This is a genomic window from Nibricoccus aquaticus (assembly GCF_002310495.1).
GTDB classification, from domain to species: domain Bacteria; phylum Verrucomicrobiota; class Verrucomicrobiia; order Opitutales; family Opitutaceae; genus Nibricoccus; species Nibricoccus aquaticus.
This window is the reverse complement of sequence record NZ_CP023344.1, coordinates 4,641,107-4,658,194: the sequence shown is the minus strand read 5'-3', so window position 1 is coordinate 4,658,194 and position 17,088 is coordinate 4,641,107. Positions and strand designations below refer to the sequence as shown.

Here is a 17,088-nt window from a genome sequence, read left to right as displayed (position 1 = left end):
GCTCCGCCGAATCCCGGCACGCCAATTTTTTCCCTCACCAACCTCTCCTCCATTTCCCCATGAAACTCCTGAAAAAGTTCGTTTCCACTGCGTTGCTCGCGGGCTCCGCAGCGATGATCTCAGCGGCCACGCCGCTTATCAATCTGGTCGGCGACCAGGCTCCACTCGTCATCTCGTTTGATGACGTGCCGTCCATGATCAAAGCCTGCGGCGACAGCCCGTGGGCGAAGACGTGGAACGACGAGCAGGTCCGCAAATTTTTCGCGCCGCTGCATGCGCAGATGAAGTTCGAGGAGTTCGACGCCAAGGTGAAGGCAGAGACTGGTCACACGTTCAGCGAGTTGATCGAGTTCGCGACGGGCGATGCGCTCATCGCATTGACCACTGCGGATATTGATTTCGAGGCGGAGGATGCGGACGACAACATCCCGTTGGTCATCGCGGTGGACCTGGGCGCGAACGCATCGAAAGTCGAAAAACTTCTCGAAGACGATCGTAAGAAAAACCCGGACAACACGCATGAAACCGAGGACTTCGCGGGTGTCACTCTGCACATCGAAACGTCCAAAGAGGGGGCGAAAGGCCCAAGCAAAGCTTACTGGACGCTCACCGATGGCGTTTGGATTTTTGGATTTCACAAAGACACCATCCTGTCAGCGATCGATGCTTTCAAAAAGGGCGGAGCGGAGAATGCCTTTGGAAAATCTGATTCCTTCCTGAGCGCCCGCAACAAGGGCGGCCAGTCGCACTTAAGCATGTTCGTGAACTTCAAGCCAATCGTCGCTAAGGCGCAGCAGGAGATCGCGAAGAAGGCGGCGCAGAGCGAGCAGTCCAATCCGTTCCTCAATCCGGTGGCGATCATCCCGGCGCTGGGCCTCGATGCGTGGAACCAGATGTATTTCAATATCCACTTCACCGATGCGCAGACGGTGGCGACGGGTGGCTTCACATTCTCTGAAGAGCGTGGCCTGTTGAAGATGTTCTCCTATGGACATGGGCCGGTTGCGCGGCCCGCGTTCGTGCCGGCCAAGTGGATGGCGGTTTCCAGCGGCAAGTTCAGCCTGAAGAATTTCTACAGCGGACTTGAAGAGATGCTCGGTGCGTACAATCCCGGCGTGCTCGGCATGGGACAGATGTACGTGAAGAACTTCAATGAGCAGCTCGGGATCGACATCAAACGCGATTTCTTCGGCAGCTTCGGCCCCGATATGATCAGCGGTTACGCGCCTCGCGCCGGTGCCTCCAAGACCGCGTCGATGGATGAGCTCGATCAATTCGTCGGCCTCTCGCTGGATAACCCAAAAGCGTTCACCACCGCGCTCGATGCTCTCTTGAAGATGGGCGGACCGCAGGCTGAACAGATGATCGTGAAGCGCGAGTTCCTCGGCTCGACGATCAATACCATCGCGGTGCCATCACCTGAAGGCCAGCCCGCGAAGAGCTTCAGCTACGCGATCGCGAAAAACTATCTCATGCTGAGCATCGGCACCGCCGGAGCGATCGAGTCCGCGCTCCAGTCGGGGCCGTCATTCTGGGAACGCAGCGAGGTCAAAAAGGCCCTCGCCTCGATTCCGGGCGACGCGAGCAGCTTCACTTACCAAGACACGAGCGCGCTGATCGGGACGGTGTTTCAGTCCTTCGTGCAGCTCGCCGCCAATCCAGCCTCGCAAGGCCAGTCGCCGGTCGATGCCAGCGCCGCTCCCGATGTGAGCACGCTCTCGAAGTATTGGGGTGACACGGTCGGCTATCTCACGCGCGACAGCCAGGGCTACTTCTTCAAGACCACCCTCGAACACAAAAAGTGAACCGCTCCCGCTTCATCCTCCGGACCGCCACGATCCTTGTCAGTGCCGTGCAGATACTGACTGCCGCGCAGACGCCAGCTGCGGCTGCGCCGGTGGTCGCGTTTCGCGGGCCGGAGGTGGTGAAGCTTGAGTGGAACACGCGGGCGCTCCAGATCGCCGACCTTAATGGCGACGGCCTGGCCGATCTCGCGGTGGCGAACAACGACCGCAGCGCCATCGAGATTCTCTATCAGCTCAAACCGGGCGCACCGATCGAAGCGGCTCCGCGCTCGCTCGGAGTGAACCGCTGGGAGCCGGTGCTCGAAGACGCGCGTTTTCGGAAAACCTCTGTGACGACTGGCGTGACGGTTTTCGATTTTGTTGTCGGAGATCTCAACGGCGACGGACTCGCCGACCTCGCGTACACGGGTGAACCGCAGGCGCTCACGATCCGCTATCAGCAAAAGGACGGGACGTGGCTGGAGAAAAAAATCTCCGAAGCGCCCGAGCCGATCCAGTTCGTTGGCTCATTGCGGCTGGCCGATGTGAATGGTGATAAGCGGATGGATCTGGTCATTCTCGGGCAGAAGGAGATCGCAGTTTTCGAGCAGGAGAAAAATGGCCAGCTCGCCGTGCCGGAGCGTTACGCGTTGCCGGATGATAATTGCTACGGGCTCGAAGTGACCGACGTGAATGGCGACGGTCGGTTGGATTTCGTTTATCTAAGAAACAACACCCGCGACGGACTGCGCGTGCGGCTGCAAACGGCGGCGCGGGAGTTTGGGCCCGAACTTGCATACGCGATGAAGCCCAGCCGTTGCACGCTGCAAGTACTCGCGGCGGCGAAGGGGAAAACTCCGGCGACGTTTGCCTTCGCGCAGGATGCGACGGGGCAGCTGGAAGTGTTCGATCTCGCTCAGGCGCCGTCCACTGACAGCGGTCTGGTGCTGAGGCCTCGCGTGTTCAGCCCGCGCTCGGGTGGGAAAAATCCGGCGTGTTATGCGCTGGGAGATTTTAATGGCGACAAGCGCATCGACGTCGCGGTGGGCGATCCGGATGGAGCGCAGGTCTATCTATATTTGCGGCAGCCGGACGGCGGCTTCACCGGCGCGCAGCGTTATCCGGTGTCGGCCGATGTGCGCAGCCTGGCGGCCGCCGACTGGGATGGCGACGGGCAGGACGAGTTATTTGTCGGAAGTCCGAAGGAGCAGTCGGTGGGCGTGGCGAAGTTTGCCAACGGCCGGCTCGCTTATCCGCAACCACTGCCGATCACGGGGAAACCGCTGGGCCTGGCGGCTGGCGAAATCGCAGCTGACGGGCGCGTGTTGCTCGCAGTGATCCGTGAGGAGAAAAACAAACGCTACGCGGAAGTCTGGGCGCGTAAGGACGCGGGCGCAGAAATGTTGAAATCAGTTGAACTGACGGGACTGAAGACTGATCCGCGTGCGGTAAGGTTGGTAGATGCGAATCAGGACGGGCGGCTCGATCTGGCGGTGTTCACGCCGCTCGATGCGATGCGTCTGCTCGTGCAAGGCGATGCGCTGGAGTTCACGGACCTTTCTACGAAGCCCGGTTTCCGCAAAGGGCTCGTCGATAATCTGGAGTCGTCGGCGCTCACGCTCGGCGATCTGGATGGCGACGGGAAAAACGAGATCGTGGCGAGTGTGAGCAGCTTCGCGCGGGCGATGCGGATCAACGAGCAAGGTGAGCTGGCAGTGATCGATCAGTTCAACGCGCGCGACTCGAACGCGGAAGTAGCCTGCACGTTGATCCTGCCGCAGGCGGGCGCGAAGCGGCCGGTGGTGGTGCTCTACGATCGCAAGGGCGAGCAGTTTCAAATCCTCCGAGCGAATGACCAAGGACTCTACGAAATCGCTGACTCCACGCCGACAGGGAAAATCGACGTGATCACGGCGGAGACGCGGGCGGTGCCGGGCGGCGGGACGGAGGCGTTTGTTTTTGGCAAAGACCGGTTTTGGTGGCTGCCGCTCGGTCAGGCCGACTATGCGGCGACGACACAATCGACGCACGCGACCGACCTGCCGGAGATCAGCTACAGCGATGTGATCGCCGGGGATTTCAACGGCGATGGAAAGCCGGAGATCGTGTGTGTGGATCCGGGCAAAAACCTTCTGGAGATCCTGGGCCGCGGAAAAGACGACCGCTGGGAAAGCCTAATGCACTTCAAAATCTTCGAGGTGGATCAACATTACCAAGGACGCAAAGGCTCGCCGATGGAGCCGCGCGAAACGCTGATCGCGGATGTCACGGGTGACGGGAAAAAGGATCTGATCCTTTTGGTTCACGACCGCGTGCTGATTTATCCACAGGAGTGAGCGTGGAGGGATGAGTCCTTGGCGTTGGGGTTGAGCAACGGGAGGCGGCAATTGCTAAGTGCCGGTCCGGGGACGGGGCGTGGCACGTTAGATGGACGACACGGAGGTCGTCCGTCCATTCCAAGCAGGAGTCTGAGCTACGTCAGACAACGCGCGACGTCAGAGCAGGCTGAGCTGGGAGTCTTCGGCGTCGGGTTTGACAGAGATTTTTTTCTTCGGCCGAGCTTTTGGCGCGGAAGGAAGTTCGACGGAGGTGTCGTCGGTTTCGAGTTTCGCGAGGATGGTTTTCGCACGGTCGATAACGCTGAGCGGGAGGCCGGCGAGACGGGCGACCTGAATGCCGTAGCTGCGGTCGGCGGCGCCGGGAATGACGCGGCGGACGAAGACGATGTCGTCGTTCCACTCCTTCACGGCGACGGAGAAATTCCGGAGGCGCGTGAGGTGTTTTTCGAGCTGGGTGAGTTCCTGATAGTGCGTGGCGAAGAGCGTGCGCGGGCCTTTGGTTTCGCCGCGGTGGAGATGCTCGACGACTGCCCAGGCGATACTGAGGCCGTCGTAGGTCGAGGTGCCGCGGCCGATCTCGTCGAGGATGATGAGCGAGCGGTCAGTGGCGTTGTTGAGGATGTTGGCGGTTTCGTTCATCTCGACCATGAAGGTCGAGTTGCCCCGGGCGAGGTCGTCGCTCGCGCCGACGCGGGAGAAGATGCGATCGACGAGGCCGACGCGGCAGGATTTGGCGGGAGTCCAGCAGCCGATCTGCGCCATGAGCGTGATGAGTGCGACCTGGCGGATGTAGGTCGATTTACCCGCCATGTTCGGGCCGGTGATGAGGGCAAGTTGGGCGTCGTCGGCGGCGAGGACGGTGTCGTTGGGGACGAAGGCTTGGGACGTGCCGTTAGCTGTGATGGCCGAAGGTGATTTGAGCATCTGCTCAACAACGGGATGGCGGCCCTCGACGATTTCGAGCGTGTCGCCATCGTCGAGCACGGGGCGGGAATAATCCCATTCGCGGGCGAGGACGGCCCAGCCGGCGAGGACGTCGAGTTCGGCGAGGGTGTCAGCGGTCTGGGCGAGGGCGACGGACTCGTCGAGGACGGCAGCGATGAGCTGGTTGAAAAGCTCCAGTTCGCGGGCGAGGGCGTTTTCCTCGGCGTGGAAGATTTCCTTTTCCTTCTGCTTGAGCGATTCGGTGACGTAGCGCTCTCCGTTCACCGTGGTCTGGCGGCGTATGTAGTCGGCGGGGACGAGGTGGAGGTTGGCTTTGGTGATCTCGATGTAATAGCCAAAATTATTCGTGAACCTGACCTTGAGGCTGCGGATGGAGGTGCGCTCCTGTTCGGCGCGTTCGAGTTCGGAGAGCCAGGTTTTGTTGTCGGTTGTGAGCGAGCGGAGGCGATCGAGTTCGGTATCGTAACCGGCGCGGATATAGCCGCCGTCGGCGAGGTCTGCGGGAAGCTCTTCGGCGAGAGCGCGAGGCAGGAGTTCGCGGAGGGAGGTGAACTCCTGGAGTTGAGAGCTGAGGGTTGAGAGTTGAGAGCCGGACGAAAAACTGGCGAGGACGGCGCGGATGTGGGGGAGTTGGTTGAGTGTGTCTTTGATGCCGCCGAGTTCGCGTGGATTGCGCAGACGGTTTTGGAGGCGGCCGAGGATGCGTGGGATGTCACGGACATTGGCGAGGAGGCCGCGGAGATCGACGAGGCGCGTGGATTGCTGGATGAGTTCGCCGACGATGGACTGGCGGCGGTGAATCTCGACGAGGTCGAGTGTGGGGGCGGCGAGCCAGCGCTCTAGGAGGCGCGCGCCGGCGGACGTGGCGCTGCGGTTGATGGCGGCGAGCAGTGAGGCCTCGCGGGTGCCACGAGAGGAAGCGAAGATTTCGAGATTCCTGAGTGTGGCAGGATCTAGGAGGAGTGTGCGGGCGCTGCGGTATTCTTGTAGGCCGCGGAGGTTCTCGGGTTTGGCGCAGAGATTTTCGGTGGCGTAGTAAACGAGCGCACCGGCGGGGCCTAGCGCGGGGTGCGTCGGCGCGAGGCCGAAGCCTTCGAGATTGAGCACGCCGAGCGTGTTCATGACGGAGCGGGCGCCACCGGCGGTTTCGAATTGATAGGCGGGAAGGTCGGTGACGAGTCGGGCGGCGGCGAAGTGGTGAAGCGCGTGGAGAGCGGTCTGCTCGTGCGGGGCGGTTTTCCAGGCTTCGAGCGCGCCTTCGGCGACGGTCAGTTCGGCGGGATCGAGGGCGGTGAGGACGGGGAGGAGATTTTCGGGGCGCGGATCGGTGGCGATTTTGAATTCGCCGGTGGAGAGATCGAGCCAGGCGGCGTGGAGGCCGGCTTTATCGTGGGCGAGGGCGCAGAGGTAGTGATTGCGGGCGGCGTCGAGCTGGTTGGCGGCGAGGGTCGTGCCCGGACTCAGGATACGAGTGAGCTGGCGCTTGACGAGTTTGCCGGCCTTGGCGGGCTCGGCCTGATCGCAGATGGCGACCTTTTTCCCGGCGGCGAGGAGCTTGCCGACGTAGTTATCGGCCGCGTGGTAGGGCAGGCCGGCCATGGGGGTTTCGCCGCGCTTGGTAAGGGTGAGCCCGAGGAGGCGCGAGGCGATCTCGGCGTCCTCGAAGAACATCTCGTAGAAATCGCCGAGCCGGAAGAGCAGCAAAGTGTCGCGCGGGAGACCGCGTTTCACCTCGTGATATTGTTGCATCATCGGAGTCATAGGCTTTTATACCCTCCCTTTATACTCGTCTCTTGATGCAAAAGACTCTCACTTGGAAAAGAACCACAGTCGAAGGACTCTATGAAAACACGCATTCGGGGATCTTCTACTCGCGCTATCGGCTGAATGGAAAGCGCACTTTCCGTTCGTTGGGCACGACGGTGTTGACGGTTGCCAAATTGAAGCACGCAAAGCGGGCGGTCACTGTGGAGACAGACCGGCAGCGTGGCGCCGATATTGGCTCAAAATTCAAAACCCTCGGAGCATTGCTTGCGGAGACTCAGCGACGCTTGAAAGCGAACACCGTCGCAGAAAACACCACGATTGGAAGAGCGGGAAATATCGCTCGGTTGCAGACGCATTGGGTGCGGGGAAATTTCGCTTCATTCCTCGCCAGAAACGTGACCGCCGACGTGATTGCTGAACTTAGGGAGCACCTCCTGAAAACTGCTGAGTGGAAATGGAAGTTCCAGAAGAAGACTCATCGCGGATTCAAAGCTCCCACTGTCAATCAGACGCTCTGGGTGCTCCGCGTGATGTTGGACATCGCGGTTGAGAAGATGGTTCTGATCGAGAACCCATTCGCGATTTCATCGACCCTCAGGCAGCAACTTTTTGCGAAGGTAAAAACGCCACCTCAGAAAGCTATTCCAGATCGATCTGTGATGCTGCGGATTTTTGCTGAGATGCGCCGCGTGCCTGATCGCTCCGAACGCTTTAATCCCAACCCCGAGCAGCGAGCCTGGCTGGAGGAAAACGCAGCGGAGATGGCCGATCACGCAGAGCTTCTCGCTTACTCCGGAATGCGAAAGGAAGAGGCAACGCTGTCTACGTTACCACCAACGACAGTGTGAGGCTGCGACTAGAGCGTCTTCCAGCGGCGGTAAATACGGGTGCCAGAGGCGTTCCCATTCGAGGCTAACCACACCGTCGAATTCCCGATCACGAGTCTCCCGCAGTGGCTTCATGGGGAAGCTGCCAGCGCCCGGCAGCACGTAAGTAAACGGACGATCTCCACTCGGTTGATCGAGGCTGTCCTTTACGTGAATATGTACGATGTGGCTGCTACACGCCCTCCATGTAACAAGCGGGTCTTCTTTGCCCTGACGCCACGTATGGTGGCTGTCCCAGAGCAGAGCTGTGTCTGGAACCAGTGTGAGAAAATCGCGCATCGCTGACGCCTTAAGCAACGAGTCGTGAGTCTCCACTATCATATCGACACGCCAGCCGCGCTTTTGTCTTTCGGTGCGCCACCACGCCACGGTTTTTGCCATGGAGTGGAGCGTCGGCGCGTCCGCAGTCTTGCCTCCATCAAATACCCGCAACCATCGAGTCCCGGCGGCCTCAGCCCAAGGCGCATACTGAAGAAATGCTTCACGATCAGCCGACGTCGAGTCGGCAAGTCGTAACGATGTGTCGAATGATACGATGGGCACCATTGCCGTCGCTATAGAAGTGGCGAAGTCCCCGAAGCTCGCGAATGAACCGTCGAGCATTGCCGGCAAATCAATCATTCCTGCAAGAGCCCGAAGTTCAATACCGTCGAGTTGAAAGCGTTTTGCGAGTTCCAGGATCTGAGCGAGTGACAGGTCCGGACAACCAAGGGTGGAGATAGAGCGTCGGCATGGCAACGGTGGCGGAATTTCACTCCGGATATGATCCAGAAGCTACGAGCGCCCCGGCGGCGGTGCGAAGCTCAAAAGCGAATCGCGCATCCATCGTCTCATCGGAGCCGGTCCAGATCAGGCATGTATATTCGGAGTCCTTTAACTCCACACAGACATCGTTGATCTTTCGGGCAGTGAACTGTACTTCCGTCTGAGTGCCACGCAGGATGCGGCACGCGATGAAATGGAGTCGGACTATCCGTCAACTACAGTAAAACCGTCAGAGTCCTTGCACTCGTCAGCATGGCGTATTCAAATTCCGAACACCCACCGCCCGAGCGTCCACATCAACAGCGGCAGAAGCAGCGCGAACAACAAATCCACGCGCAATCCCGCCCGCAGCATACGCGGCAATGTGATGAGTCCTGAGCCGTAAGCGATGGCATTGGGCGGCGTCCCCACCGGTAATGCGAAGTCAGCGCTGGCCGCAAGAGCCACTGGCACGCAGAGCAGCAGCGGCGGCTGATTGATGCCGATGGCCAACGCACCGATTACCGGCAGAAACGCTGTGGCTGTTGCCGTGTTACTGGTGAGCGCCGTCGCACCGATCATCACCGCTGTCACGAGAAAAACGATACCGAGCGGCGGCCAGCCTGACATGCTTTGGAGTGCGGTCGCCAGCGCGGCGACAAGGCCGGTTCGTTCCATCGCCGCCGCCAGACTCAATCCGCCGCCGAAGAGTATAAGGACGTCCCACGGCATTTTTTTCATGCACGTCCAATCCAGCACAAAACCTCCGCGGCTCTTTCCCGCAGGGATGAAGAAGAGCAGTACGGCCACCCCCATCGCGATTACTTCATCCGTGATCAATGCACCGAGCGGCCATACCGCCGCCGGGTCTTTCGGAGCGGGCACCGCCCAGGCCTCGCGGGAAATCCATAAAATACCCGCCACCAGAAACGCTCCCGCCACCGCCCACTCCGGCCAGCTCATCGGACCGAGCCCGGCGCGATCTCCCGCGATTCGCTCCTTCACGCCGGGCACCTCCGTGTTTTCCACCCGGAAGCTCCAGCGCGTGAGGATGAGATAAATGATCGGGAGCGAAGCGATGACCAGCGGCACCCCGAAAAGCATCCACTGCCCGAAGCCGATCTCCACCCCATGCGTTTTCTCCATGTAGGCCTTCAAAATCGCATTCGGCGGCGTGCCGATAAGCGTGCCCATGCCGCCGATGTTTGCTCCGTAGGCGATCGCGAGCATCAGCGCCGCGCCAATTTCGTCGCCGGCTTTTCCCGCTTTCAATAGTCCGTACACACTCACACCGATGGGCAGCAGCATCATCGCGGTCGCCGAGTTGCTCGTCCACATGCTGATAAATGCGGCTGCGCAAAGAAACCCAAGAACCAGCGATCGGGGTTTCGTACCCACGGAGCCGATGATGGTGAGCGCTATCCGGCGATGCAGATTCCAACGCTCCATCGCCAGCGCCAGCATGAAGCCTCCCATAAAAAGGAAAATAATCGGATCGGCATAGGGCGTCGCCACCGAGCGGATGGGAGCAATTCCCATCAAGGGAAGTAGCACCAACGGCAGCAGCGCCGTGGCCGGAATCGGAATCGCTTCGGTGATCCACAGCACGCCCATAAGAAGCGTGAGCAACGCCACTCGCGTTCCGCCTGCGCTCAGTCCCGGCCAGTCGGGCGACCAGATAATCGCCGTGAGCAGCAGTACCGCTATCAAAAGACCCACGCGCTGCGCCGGGTTTCGCCCGTCCGCAGATGGCTCGTGTTCGTCGGGCAAATGGGGATGCGGGTCAGGTTGTGCAGCGTTCTCCATGGCGCGATAAGTTCCGCAGATTGGTGTTGGCATCGGAGCAGACCGAAAGCCGGGCGTCAGCCATCAAGGCGCACTTCGCGGCCGGTGGCGGCGGAGGCGTAGATGGCGTCGAGGATGCGTTGCACGGCGACCGACTCGGCGAGGGGTACGTAGGATTCGACGCGGCCGAGCACCACGTCGACGAAGTGCGCCATGCGGTTGGGGTTCACGAAGTCGGGCGTGGCTTCGACTTGTTCTCGGCTGTAACCGTATTTTCCGGGGCGGAAAAGACGCAGCGGCGGGAAGATCAGTCCGCCGGCCGTGCCGAAGAGTTGGGTGCCGTTGAAATCGGCGTCCTCTTGATGCGCGGCCCACGAGGATTCGAGCAACACGCTGCGGCCGCTGCGCAGTTTCAGCAGCGCGACCGCGAGGTCGTCGACGTCGAACACCGCCGTTGGGTCGATGTCGCCGTGGCCCCATGTGCCGGCGCCCTGGCCGAGCGGTCCGAGTTTCGAATAGGTCTGCCCGGAGACGGACACGACGTCGAACTCGCCCATGAGGTGCAGGCAGCGGTCGAGACCATGCACGCCGATGTCGTAGCAACTGCCGCCGCCCGCGAATTTTTTCTGCGTGAACCAGGAGCCGATGCGTGGGATGCCGGCGCGGCGCGTCCATGCAGTCTTCGCGTGGTAAACTTCGCCGAGCGCACCCTCGGCGATGAGTCGGCGGGCAGTCTGCACTTCGGGGGCGAAACGCGCGTTCTGGCCGACCATAAGTTTGAGGCCGCGCGTCGTGGCTTCGTGCATAAGCTCGGTCGCATCGGAGGCGTTGGTGGCCATCGGTTTTTCGAGCAACACGTGTTTGCCGGCGCGCAACGCTTCGAGCGCGATGGGCGCGTGCAGGTGGTTGGGCAACGCGATGGTCACGGCGTCGACGTCGGCGCGCGCGAGCAAGGTCCGGTAATCGGGCACCCACTCGGGCACGCCCCACTGCGCGGCGACGGCGGGTCCGCGCTCGGCGGAAGTTTCGGCGAGCGCGACGACCCGAGCGGAGGCGTGAGCTTTGAGATCGCGCAGTTGAGCGATACCGATGGCACCGGCGCCGATCACGGCGAGGTTTACGGTGGTGCTTGGAGACGACATGGAAGAAAAACGAGGCGGTGGGGAGAGTGCGAGCGAGGCAGCGAGCGACGGACCGGGGAGGAGCGGCGGGGCGGTTCAGACGCGGTCCCATTCACGGATTTTTTCGAGGGAATGGCGGGCGGATTCCATCGGGTCGTGGTTGTAACGTTCGATCTCGACGACTTGCCAACGGAGCGCGCCGATCGTGTCGACGGCTTTGAAAATCGGCGCGAAGTCCATCGTGCCGAGGCCAATCTCGGTATCGTCTTTCAAGTGGAGCAACTCGATGCGGCGGCCCTGTAACCGACCGTGCGTTGGAGCGCCTGACTCGCCAGCTCGTAGTGAGAAACCAATCGATGAGGCGCGGTCGGTGGATTGCTCCAACTCACTTCGCGGCGCGGCGGGCGCGCCTGCGGGTGCGGGAGTCGAACTCGAGTTCGGGCTCAGGCTCGGCCGGGCGGCGGCGTGTGCGGCAGTGCGGAGGCTGGCGGCTTGTTCGTCGGTGAGCGGGGCGGGATGCCAGGTGACCGACAAGACGTCGCGGCCGGTCAGCGTTTCGAAAAACACGCAGGCACCGAGGTATTCGCCGGCGACATTCGCGTGCGTGGCATCGAGTGTGAAGGTGGCGGCGGGAGCGTTGGGAGCTTTGCGCCAGAGCCATCCGACGAAGAGGCTGCCGGGCTCATTCGGTCGCGCGTCGGCCGGAGGATTTTTATAGTCGAAGGAGGGGTCTGGAAACTGGACCTGCCATAATGGCATTTGGCGCGCGAGATGGAACGCGTCTCCCACGGGCACGACAGTGAAGCCGTAGCGCGCGGCGAGTTCGTCGTAGGCGGCGCGCAACCCTGCGTGCATGGTCGCGGGGGTGAGGAACTCGCCCGATTGGGTCGCGTGGAGGGATGGGGAACTTGCCTCGGGCATTTTCGCGGCGAACCACGGGTGGTCGTCTCGGTAAGCCCAGGTTTGGTGGACGAGGATGCGCGCTTGCGGGGCATAGCGGCGGATGGCGGCCACGATTTCGCCGGCCCACGGCTCGTAAGTTTCGGGACGGAAACTTTCCTGACTGAACTGCTGAATCGTGACGTAGTCCCAAGTGTCGGCCTGAAGGCGTTCCGCCAGCGATTGCGGCGGAGCGGAGGGGTTGCGGCGATCGCGGTAGGGTTTGCCCTCGGCGTCGTCGGCATTGAGTTGCGCGGCACGCCAGTGCGAGGCGTGGCGTTTCAAACTGGCGCCCGGCATGTTGGCTTCGCCGACGATGATTTCCACTCCTTGGGTCGCGGCCAGAGCCGGGAGGTGGCGCAGGGAGTTTTCCGAAAAACTATTACCGATGGACAGAATGCGAACTGTCTCGCCGAACGCGGTGGCCGCAGCCGTCGTGAGCGCGGCGAGGAGGACAAGCCAGCGAAGCCAGCTAGAAAACCGAGGCGAGTGAGCGGAAGAGATCATCGTGATCGCGGGGTGATGGGGGATGTGTGGCTAAAAAGTCGGGCAGGGGCCATACGAGCGAATCGCCCCGGGGGGCTGGTTACGTGCGGTGGGGATGCCGCGACGACTTTGGGAGTGCGCCGATTCAAAGCGACACGTAGCGGACTCATCCGAATGAGTTACCGGAACGGCTGCATCCGGAACTCGAAAGTGAAAAAGACGGCCGCTACTGCAGAGGGCGGTCGTGAGGTAGCGGGAACTTGAGAGGTCCAGTCCAGTTCAGAAACTAAACATCGCTGAAAGGCAGTAGGTGCGAGGGGTCGGCAGGTAGAACACGTACACCGCGCTCCACCTTGCGCGACGGTGCTGATTGTCGGCATCCCTGCGAAGTGGCCGATTTTCGGTTTGGATCGGGTTGGGTCCGCGTGGCGCGGCCCGCCACGATGCTCCCTAGCTGGGGGCTCCAGAATAAGAAAAGTTATGAACTGAAGTGAATCCGTTCCCGTTCCTCTCGCTCGCGCCTTGAAGGCGCTTTCGTCCGGTGGTCTCACCGCTAAGCTCCACCTGTCCTGGCGGAGCATGCTTGGCCCGGCGGGTCAGATGACACCTTCGCTCGGGAGGCGCTTCTGTTTAAGGACTTCTGGAAATGCTAGTGCCCGCGTGATTGCTTTCGGAATTCCCGGGGCGGGCGGCCGAAGCGCTGTTTGAACAGTCGCGAAAAGTAGAACTCGTCGCAGAAGCCCAGCAGGTCCGCGATTTCCCGGACGCTGTGCCGGCCCTGATAAAGGAGCGCCACGGCGTGATCCAAGCGCGCGTCGAGCCGGTATTTGCCGGGGGCGGCTCCCATCGAAGCCTTGAAGCGCTTGCGAAACGTCTCGTAGGAAAGCCCGAGTTTTTTTGCCACCGCCTTTGGTTCGCTCGCCGCCGGATCGACCTCCTCATCCGCGAGCAATCCGCACGCCTTGTGCATCCAGTCGTCCTCCGCGGCCGCCACCGTGGCATTGTCGGAGGATTGCACCATATCGGTGAGCACATGCGCGAAATGCAGGACGATGGAATCGGCCGAGGTGCGCGTGCGCAGATGCGCCGGTGGCAGGATGTTGGTGATGCGCCGCAACCAGTAGTCGCTGCCTTTCGCCGGCACGATCGGGCGCGCCGGATTCAGGATGCCGGTTTCCCGCATCAGATCGAAGACTGGACCGTAGAATTCAAACCAGAGCTCATCCCAATAGCTCCCAGGCAGCGTGCCGCACGCGTGGGCCTTACCGGGAAAAAAGATCACCAGATCATCCCTCCCGACCGGCTGATCCGCGCGTGTCTTATCGTCGCGGTAAACGCCCTCGCCGCCCAGCACGTAGTTGAGCGCGTAGTGTGGCAAGGTGCGCAGCGTGTGATTGTGCACACCCACGCCGAAGCCGCTCTTGTTCAGGCCCGCCAGCTGGATCGTGCCGAGCCGCGAACGCACGGGGCGTGAGAGCAGGCGGGTCTTGATGGTGGGGTCCGCGTCCATGCCAGATTACACAAGCTTTTTTGCCACCTCACTCATTCTGTCCAGTGCGAACATCTGATACCTTCAATTTAAGTCACCCAGAGAGTTCATGCCAAGCCCTACCCCAGTGACGCAGCGCACCCTTGCGGAGCGTTGCGGTGTTCATCCCAGCACGATCTGCCTCGCCTTGCGAAACTCGCCGGCAATTCCGGAGGCGACGCGCCTGCGCGTTCATAAGATTGCGCACGAACTCGGCTACCGGCCCAACGTCGCCGCCCGCTCGCTCGCGTTGCTTCGCGGGGATAAATCCTCCGGCGGTCAGCTGCCGCTCGCGTGGGTCAACCAGCATCCCGACGAACACTTTTGGAAACGCGATCCTGCAGGCCGGCGACTACTGGAGGCCTGCCGCACGCGGGCGTGGGCGCTCGGTTACTACTTGGATGAACACTGGCTACATCAGCCCAAGATGACGCTGGCGCGCCTCGTCAACATCCTGATTGCCCGCGGCATCACGGGCGTGCTGCTGCCCGTGCACCACTGCCCGGAGGCGGTGACCGCCAGCGTCTGGCGTGAGTTGTCCGTCGTCGTCGTCAACGGCCGCTGGCCCGAGGCGGGCTTCGACGAGGTACACCCGGATCATTTTCATAACCTGGATGCGGTGCTCACGCGGCTCGCCTCAGCACACGCCGGGGACCGGCGCACCGGCCTGGCGCTGTTGCGCTCGTTCGACGCGATGAGCGGCGGGCTCATGCAGGCGCGTTTTCTCCGCGAGCAACAAGGCCTGCCGGAAACCCGGCGTATTCCCGTGTGCCTCTACGACGAAGACGAAATCGTGGCACGCGACCAGTTGCAGCGGTGGCGCGAGCAATACCGGCCGGAACTCGTGCTCGGACGTCAGATGCGAAGCCTGCTGCAACCGGATTCCGTCACGTATTGGGAGCTCCAGGCGGCTTCCGCTCCCGCCGAAGGCCCCGGTCTGGACGAGCGCAGCGACCTCGTCGGGCAACTCGCCGTGGACCGGCTCATCGCCAAGATCCAGTCATTTGAGCGCGGCCCGAGCGAGCGCTCACAGACACTGACCATCCGTGGCGTCTGGCGCGAAGCCGTCGCCCGCGCGACGGTGGTCGCCGCCTGAGATAATCAGGTGGCTCTACGCGCCCCACGGCGAGCTCGCGTGCTGAACTGAGCGCCCTCGCGCGTGTGGTGCTTTACTCGCGCTCGATTTCGAGCAGCGCCACCCCGGGGCTTTCCATCGTGAAGCGGGCGCAGCGGCGTCCGTTGATGGTCTCCACCTGCACGCCGCTGGTGCTCGCCCGCAACGTGTTGTCCGCCTGGAGCTCGGCGGTCTGGGCCCGCGAAAGATAATCAGGAGCGCCCATTTCCTGCCAGCGGCTCACGACATTGTTTTCCATGCTGTCGACACGATAAATGACCCCGGGCTTGGTGCCGGTGGGAAGCTCCACGACCACGGAAAGCGGCTGCCGCACGGGCACGTCGTCATGTTGGTAAGCATACACCAAGACACTCGCCCGACCGCTCGCATCAACCGTGGCAATGGCGCCATCCAAGGCGTTCACGCCGAAGTCCGGCACCGGCTTGCGCTCCGTGCCGAGCCGAGAGAGAAGCTGGAAGGTGTGGTAGCTGGGCTTGCGCAGGCCCTGCAGGTTCAGCAGCCCGTAGCCGCCGTGGAAGGCCTCGCGGCCGTACCCGACCTGGTCGTAGATGTCGCTGATGCACCAGTAGGCGAAGGCGTCGGCCTCTTGGGACACTTCACCGAGCAAGCGCGCGATGAACGCGCACTCGGCGGCCGACTCGCGGCGCTTGTCCACGCCGTGGAAGGAGCGGCCCCACTCGTTCCAGTGCAACTCGCCCTTGTGGCCGAGCTGGTCCACCTGCGTCCGCACACCGCGCATGATGCCGATCGCGAAGTTCGGCGACTGGCTGCCCCTGTCGGCTTGCGCCCCATCGAACGGAGCGAGCGCCTCGCCGACCGAGGCGTCGTTGTTGTAAACGTGGGCGGTGAGGTAGTCCGGGCGACAGTTGTTCGCCGCTCCAAAAAGCATGAGGTCCTCGATCCACTCGGCGCGGCCGCACGACGGGCCGCCCACACGTAACGAGGCATCGACGTCCTTCAGCGCATTGTGCGTCACCTGCCAGAGCTTGAGGAACTGCGCCTTGTCGCCACCCCAAAACCAATTGTGCAAGTTGGGTTCGTTCCAGACCTCGAAATACCATCCGCGCACCACCGCGAGGCCGTAGCGTTCGATGGCGTGCTGCGCGGACTCGCGGACCAGCGCCGCCCACGCCCGCCAGTCGTCGGGCGGGCTCGTGTGGCCTTTCGTTGTGAACACCGTCGTCGGGCCGGACGTCAGCGCGCTCGGGATGAAGGAAGTTGTGAACATCGGGCTGAGGCCGCGATCGAGCAGCGAGTCGATGACGTAGTCCATGCTCTGCCAGTTCGTGCGCGGCGCGGCGGATTCGTAACCCATGAACGACGCCGGGCTCGGCCGGAACACGCGCATCTCGTCGTCGAACATTCCAACCGCACGTACGTGGCGCACACCGAGCTCGCGTTGAGCCAGCTCCAGCTGCTCCTGCATGTCGCGCCGCACCATCCAGCGGAACTGGTCAACGTTGGCGACCTGCTCCCACGTGTGGCGGAACGGCGTGCCCGGTTGCGTCCAGGCGGGCGTGACGCGAAGTTCGCGCGACTGGGTGGCGCGGGCGGCGGATAGGACGGGATGCGCGGGAGCGGGTGACATGTGGAGGACAGGGCAACACAACCCGCCGGCTCCGGAAACC

At 62.1% G+C, this 17,088-nt stretch carries 11 protein-coding genes; 4 read left to right on the top strand and 7 right to left on the bottom strand.

The annotated features are described in order from the left end of the window. The first annotated feature begins 59 nt into the window (after positions 1-59). The gene (locus tag CMV30_RS18855; protein WP_138223389.1) at positions 60-1,805 is read left to right on the top strand and encodes a DUF3352 domain-containing protein; all 1,746 of its coding nucleotides are present in this window, start codon (positions 60-62) and stop codon (positions 1,803-1,805) included. Continuing rightward, on the top strand, positions 1,802-4,120 hold the full coding sequence (locus CMV30_RS18850) for an FG-GAP repeat domain-containing protein (protein WP_096057470.1): 2,319 nt from the start codon (positions 1,802-1,804) through the stop codon (positions 4,118-4,120). The genes CMV30_RS18855 and CMV30_RS18850 overlap by 4 nt, the downstream gene beginning before the upstream one ends. A 159-nt stretch (positions 4,121-4,279) precedes the next feature. On the opposite strand, the gene mutS is transcribed toward CMV30_RS18850, so the two are convergent. Then, positions 4,280-6,829 (bottom strand): DNA mismatch repair protein MutS, encoded by a 2,550-nt coding sequence (gene mutS, locus CMV30_RS18845; protein ID WP_096057469.1) that lies wholly within the window; start codon positions 6,827-6,829, stop codon positions 4,280-4,282. A gap of 35 nt (positions 6,830-6,864) precedes the next feature. On the opposite strand from mutS, the gene CMV30_RS18840 reads away from it, so the two are divergent. Further along, complete coding sequence (locus CMV30_RS18840) at positions 6,865-7,683, top strand: hypothetical protein (RefSeq protein WP_096057468.1); 819 nt, start codon at positions 6,865-6,867, stop codon at positions 7,681-7,683. Here the strand turns inward: CMV30_RS18840 and CMV30_RS18835 are convergent. The 5 genes from CMV30_RS18835 to CMV30_RS18815 all read right to left on the bottom strand — a co-directional run bounded on the left by CMV30_RS18835 (position 7,663) and on the right by CMV30_RS18815 (position 14,307). Further along, positions 7,663-8,460, bottom strand: a complete 798-nt coding sequence (locus CMV30_RS18835) for a sugar phosphate isomerase/epimerase family protein (protein WP_281254870.1) — start codon at positions 8,458-8,460, stop codon at positions 7,663-7,665. The two genes, CMV30_RS18840 and CMV30_RS18835, sit on opposite strands and share 21 nt — an antisense overlap. Positions 8,461-8,748: 288 nt before the next feature. Next, positions 8,749-10,272, bottom strand: a complete 1,524-nt coding sequence (locus tag CMV30_RS18830; RefSeq protein ID WP_096057466.1) for an SLC13 family permease — start codon at positions 10,270-10,272, stop codon at positions 8,749-8,751. Positions 10,273-10,328: 56 nt separating this feature from the next. Then, positions 10,329-11,393, bottom strand: a complete 1,065-nt coding sequence (locus tag CMV30_RS18825; RefSeq protein ID WP_096057465.1) for a Gfo/Idh/MocA family protein — start codon at positions 11,391-11,393, stop codon at positions 10,329-10,331. Between the two features lie 75 nt (positions 11,394-11,468). Next, a complete protein-coding gene (locus CMV30_RS18820; protein WP_096057464.1) occupies positions 11,469-12,818 on the bottom strand; it encodes a DUF4886 domain-containing protein in 1,350 nt (449 codons plus the stop codon). A gap of 628 nt (positions 12,819-13,446) precedes the next feature. Continuing rightward, positions 13,447-14,307 carry a helix-turn-helix domain-containing protein gene (locus tag CMV30_RS18815; protein WP_096057463.1) on the bottom strand — a complete coding sequence of 287 codons (861 nt, stop codon included), beginning with the start codon at positions 14,305-14,307 and terminating at the stop codon, positions 13,447-13,449. 106 nt (positions 14,308-14,413) lie between these two features. Here CMV30_RS18815 and CMV30_RS18810 point away from each other — a divergent pair, with 106 nt between their 5' ends. Continuing rightward, on the top strand, positions 14,414-15,421 hold the full coding sequence (locus tag CMV30_RS18810; protein WP_175414972.1) for a LacI family DNA-binding transcriptional regulator: 1,008 nt from the start codon (positions 14,414-14,416) through the stop codon (positions 15,419-15,421). A 73-nt stretch (positions 15,422-15,494) separates the two neighbouring features. On the opposite strand, the gene CMV30_RS18805 is transcribed toward CMV30_RS18810, so the two are convergent. Next, positions 15,495-17,069 (bottom strand): GH39 family glycosyl hydrolase, encoded by a 1,575-nt coding sequence (locus tag CMV30_RS18805; protein WP_138223388.1) that lies wholly within the window; start codon positions 17,067-17,069, stop codon positions 15,495-15,497. Between the last annotated feature and the right edge of the window lie 19 nt (positions 17,070-17,088).

What these genes read in the sequence shown, in the direction of transcription:
- CMV30_RS18855 (WP_138223389.1), top strand. Translation starts at nt 60, where the DNA reads ATGAAACTCCTGAAAAAGTTCGTTTCCACTGCGTTGCTCGCGGGCTCC.
- mutS (WP_096057469.1), bottom strand. Translation starts at nt 6,829, where the DNA reads ATGACTCCGATGATGCAACAATATCACGAGGTGAAACGCGGTCTCCCG.
- CMV30_RS18840 (WP_096057468.1), top strand. Translation starts at nt 6,865, where the DNA reads ATGCAAAAGACTCTCACTTGGAAAAGAACCACAGTCGAAGGACTCTAT.
- CMV30_RS18830 (WP_096057466.1), bottom strand. Translation starts at nt 10,272, where the DNA reads ATGGAGAACGCTGCACAACCTGACCCGCATCCCCATTTGCCCGACGAA.
- CMV30_RS18825 (WP_096057465.1), bottom strand. Translation starts at nt 11,393, where the DNA reads ATGTCGTCTCCAAGCACCACCGTAAACCTCGCCGTGATCGGCGCCGGT.
- CMV30_RS18820 (WP_096057464.1), bottom strand. Translation starts at nt 12,818, where the DNA reads ATGATCTCTTCCGCTCACTCGCCTCGGTTTTCTAGCTGGCTTCGCTGG.
- CMV30_RS18815 (WP_096057463.1), bottom strand. Translation starts at nt 14,307, where the DNA reads ATGGACGCGGACCCCACCATCAAGACCCGCCTGCTCTCACGCCCCGTG.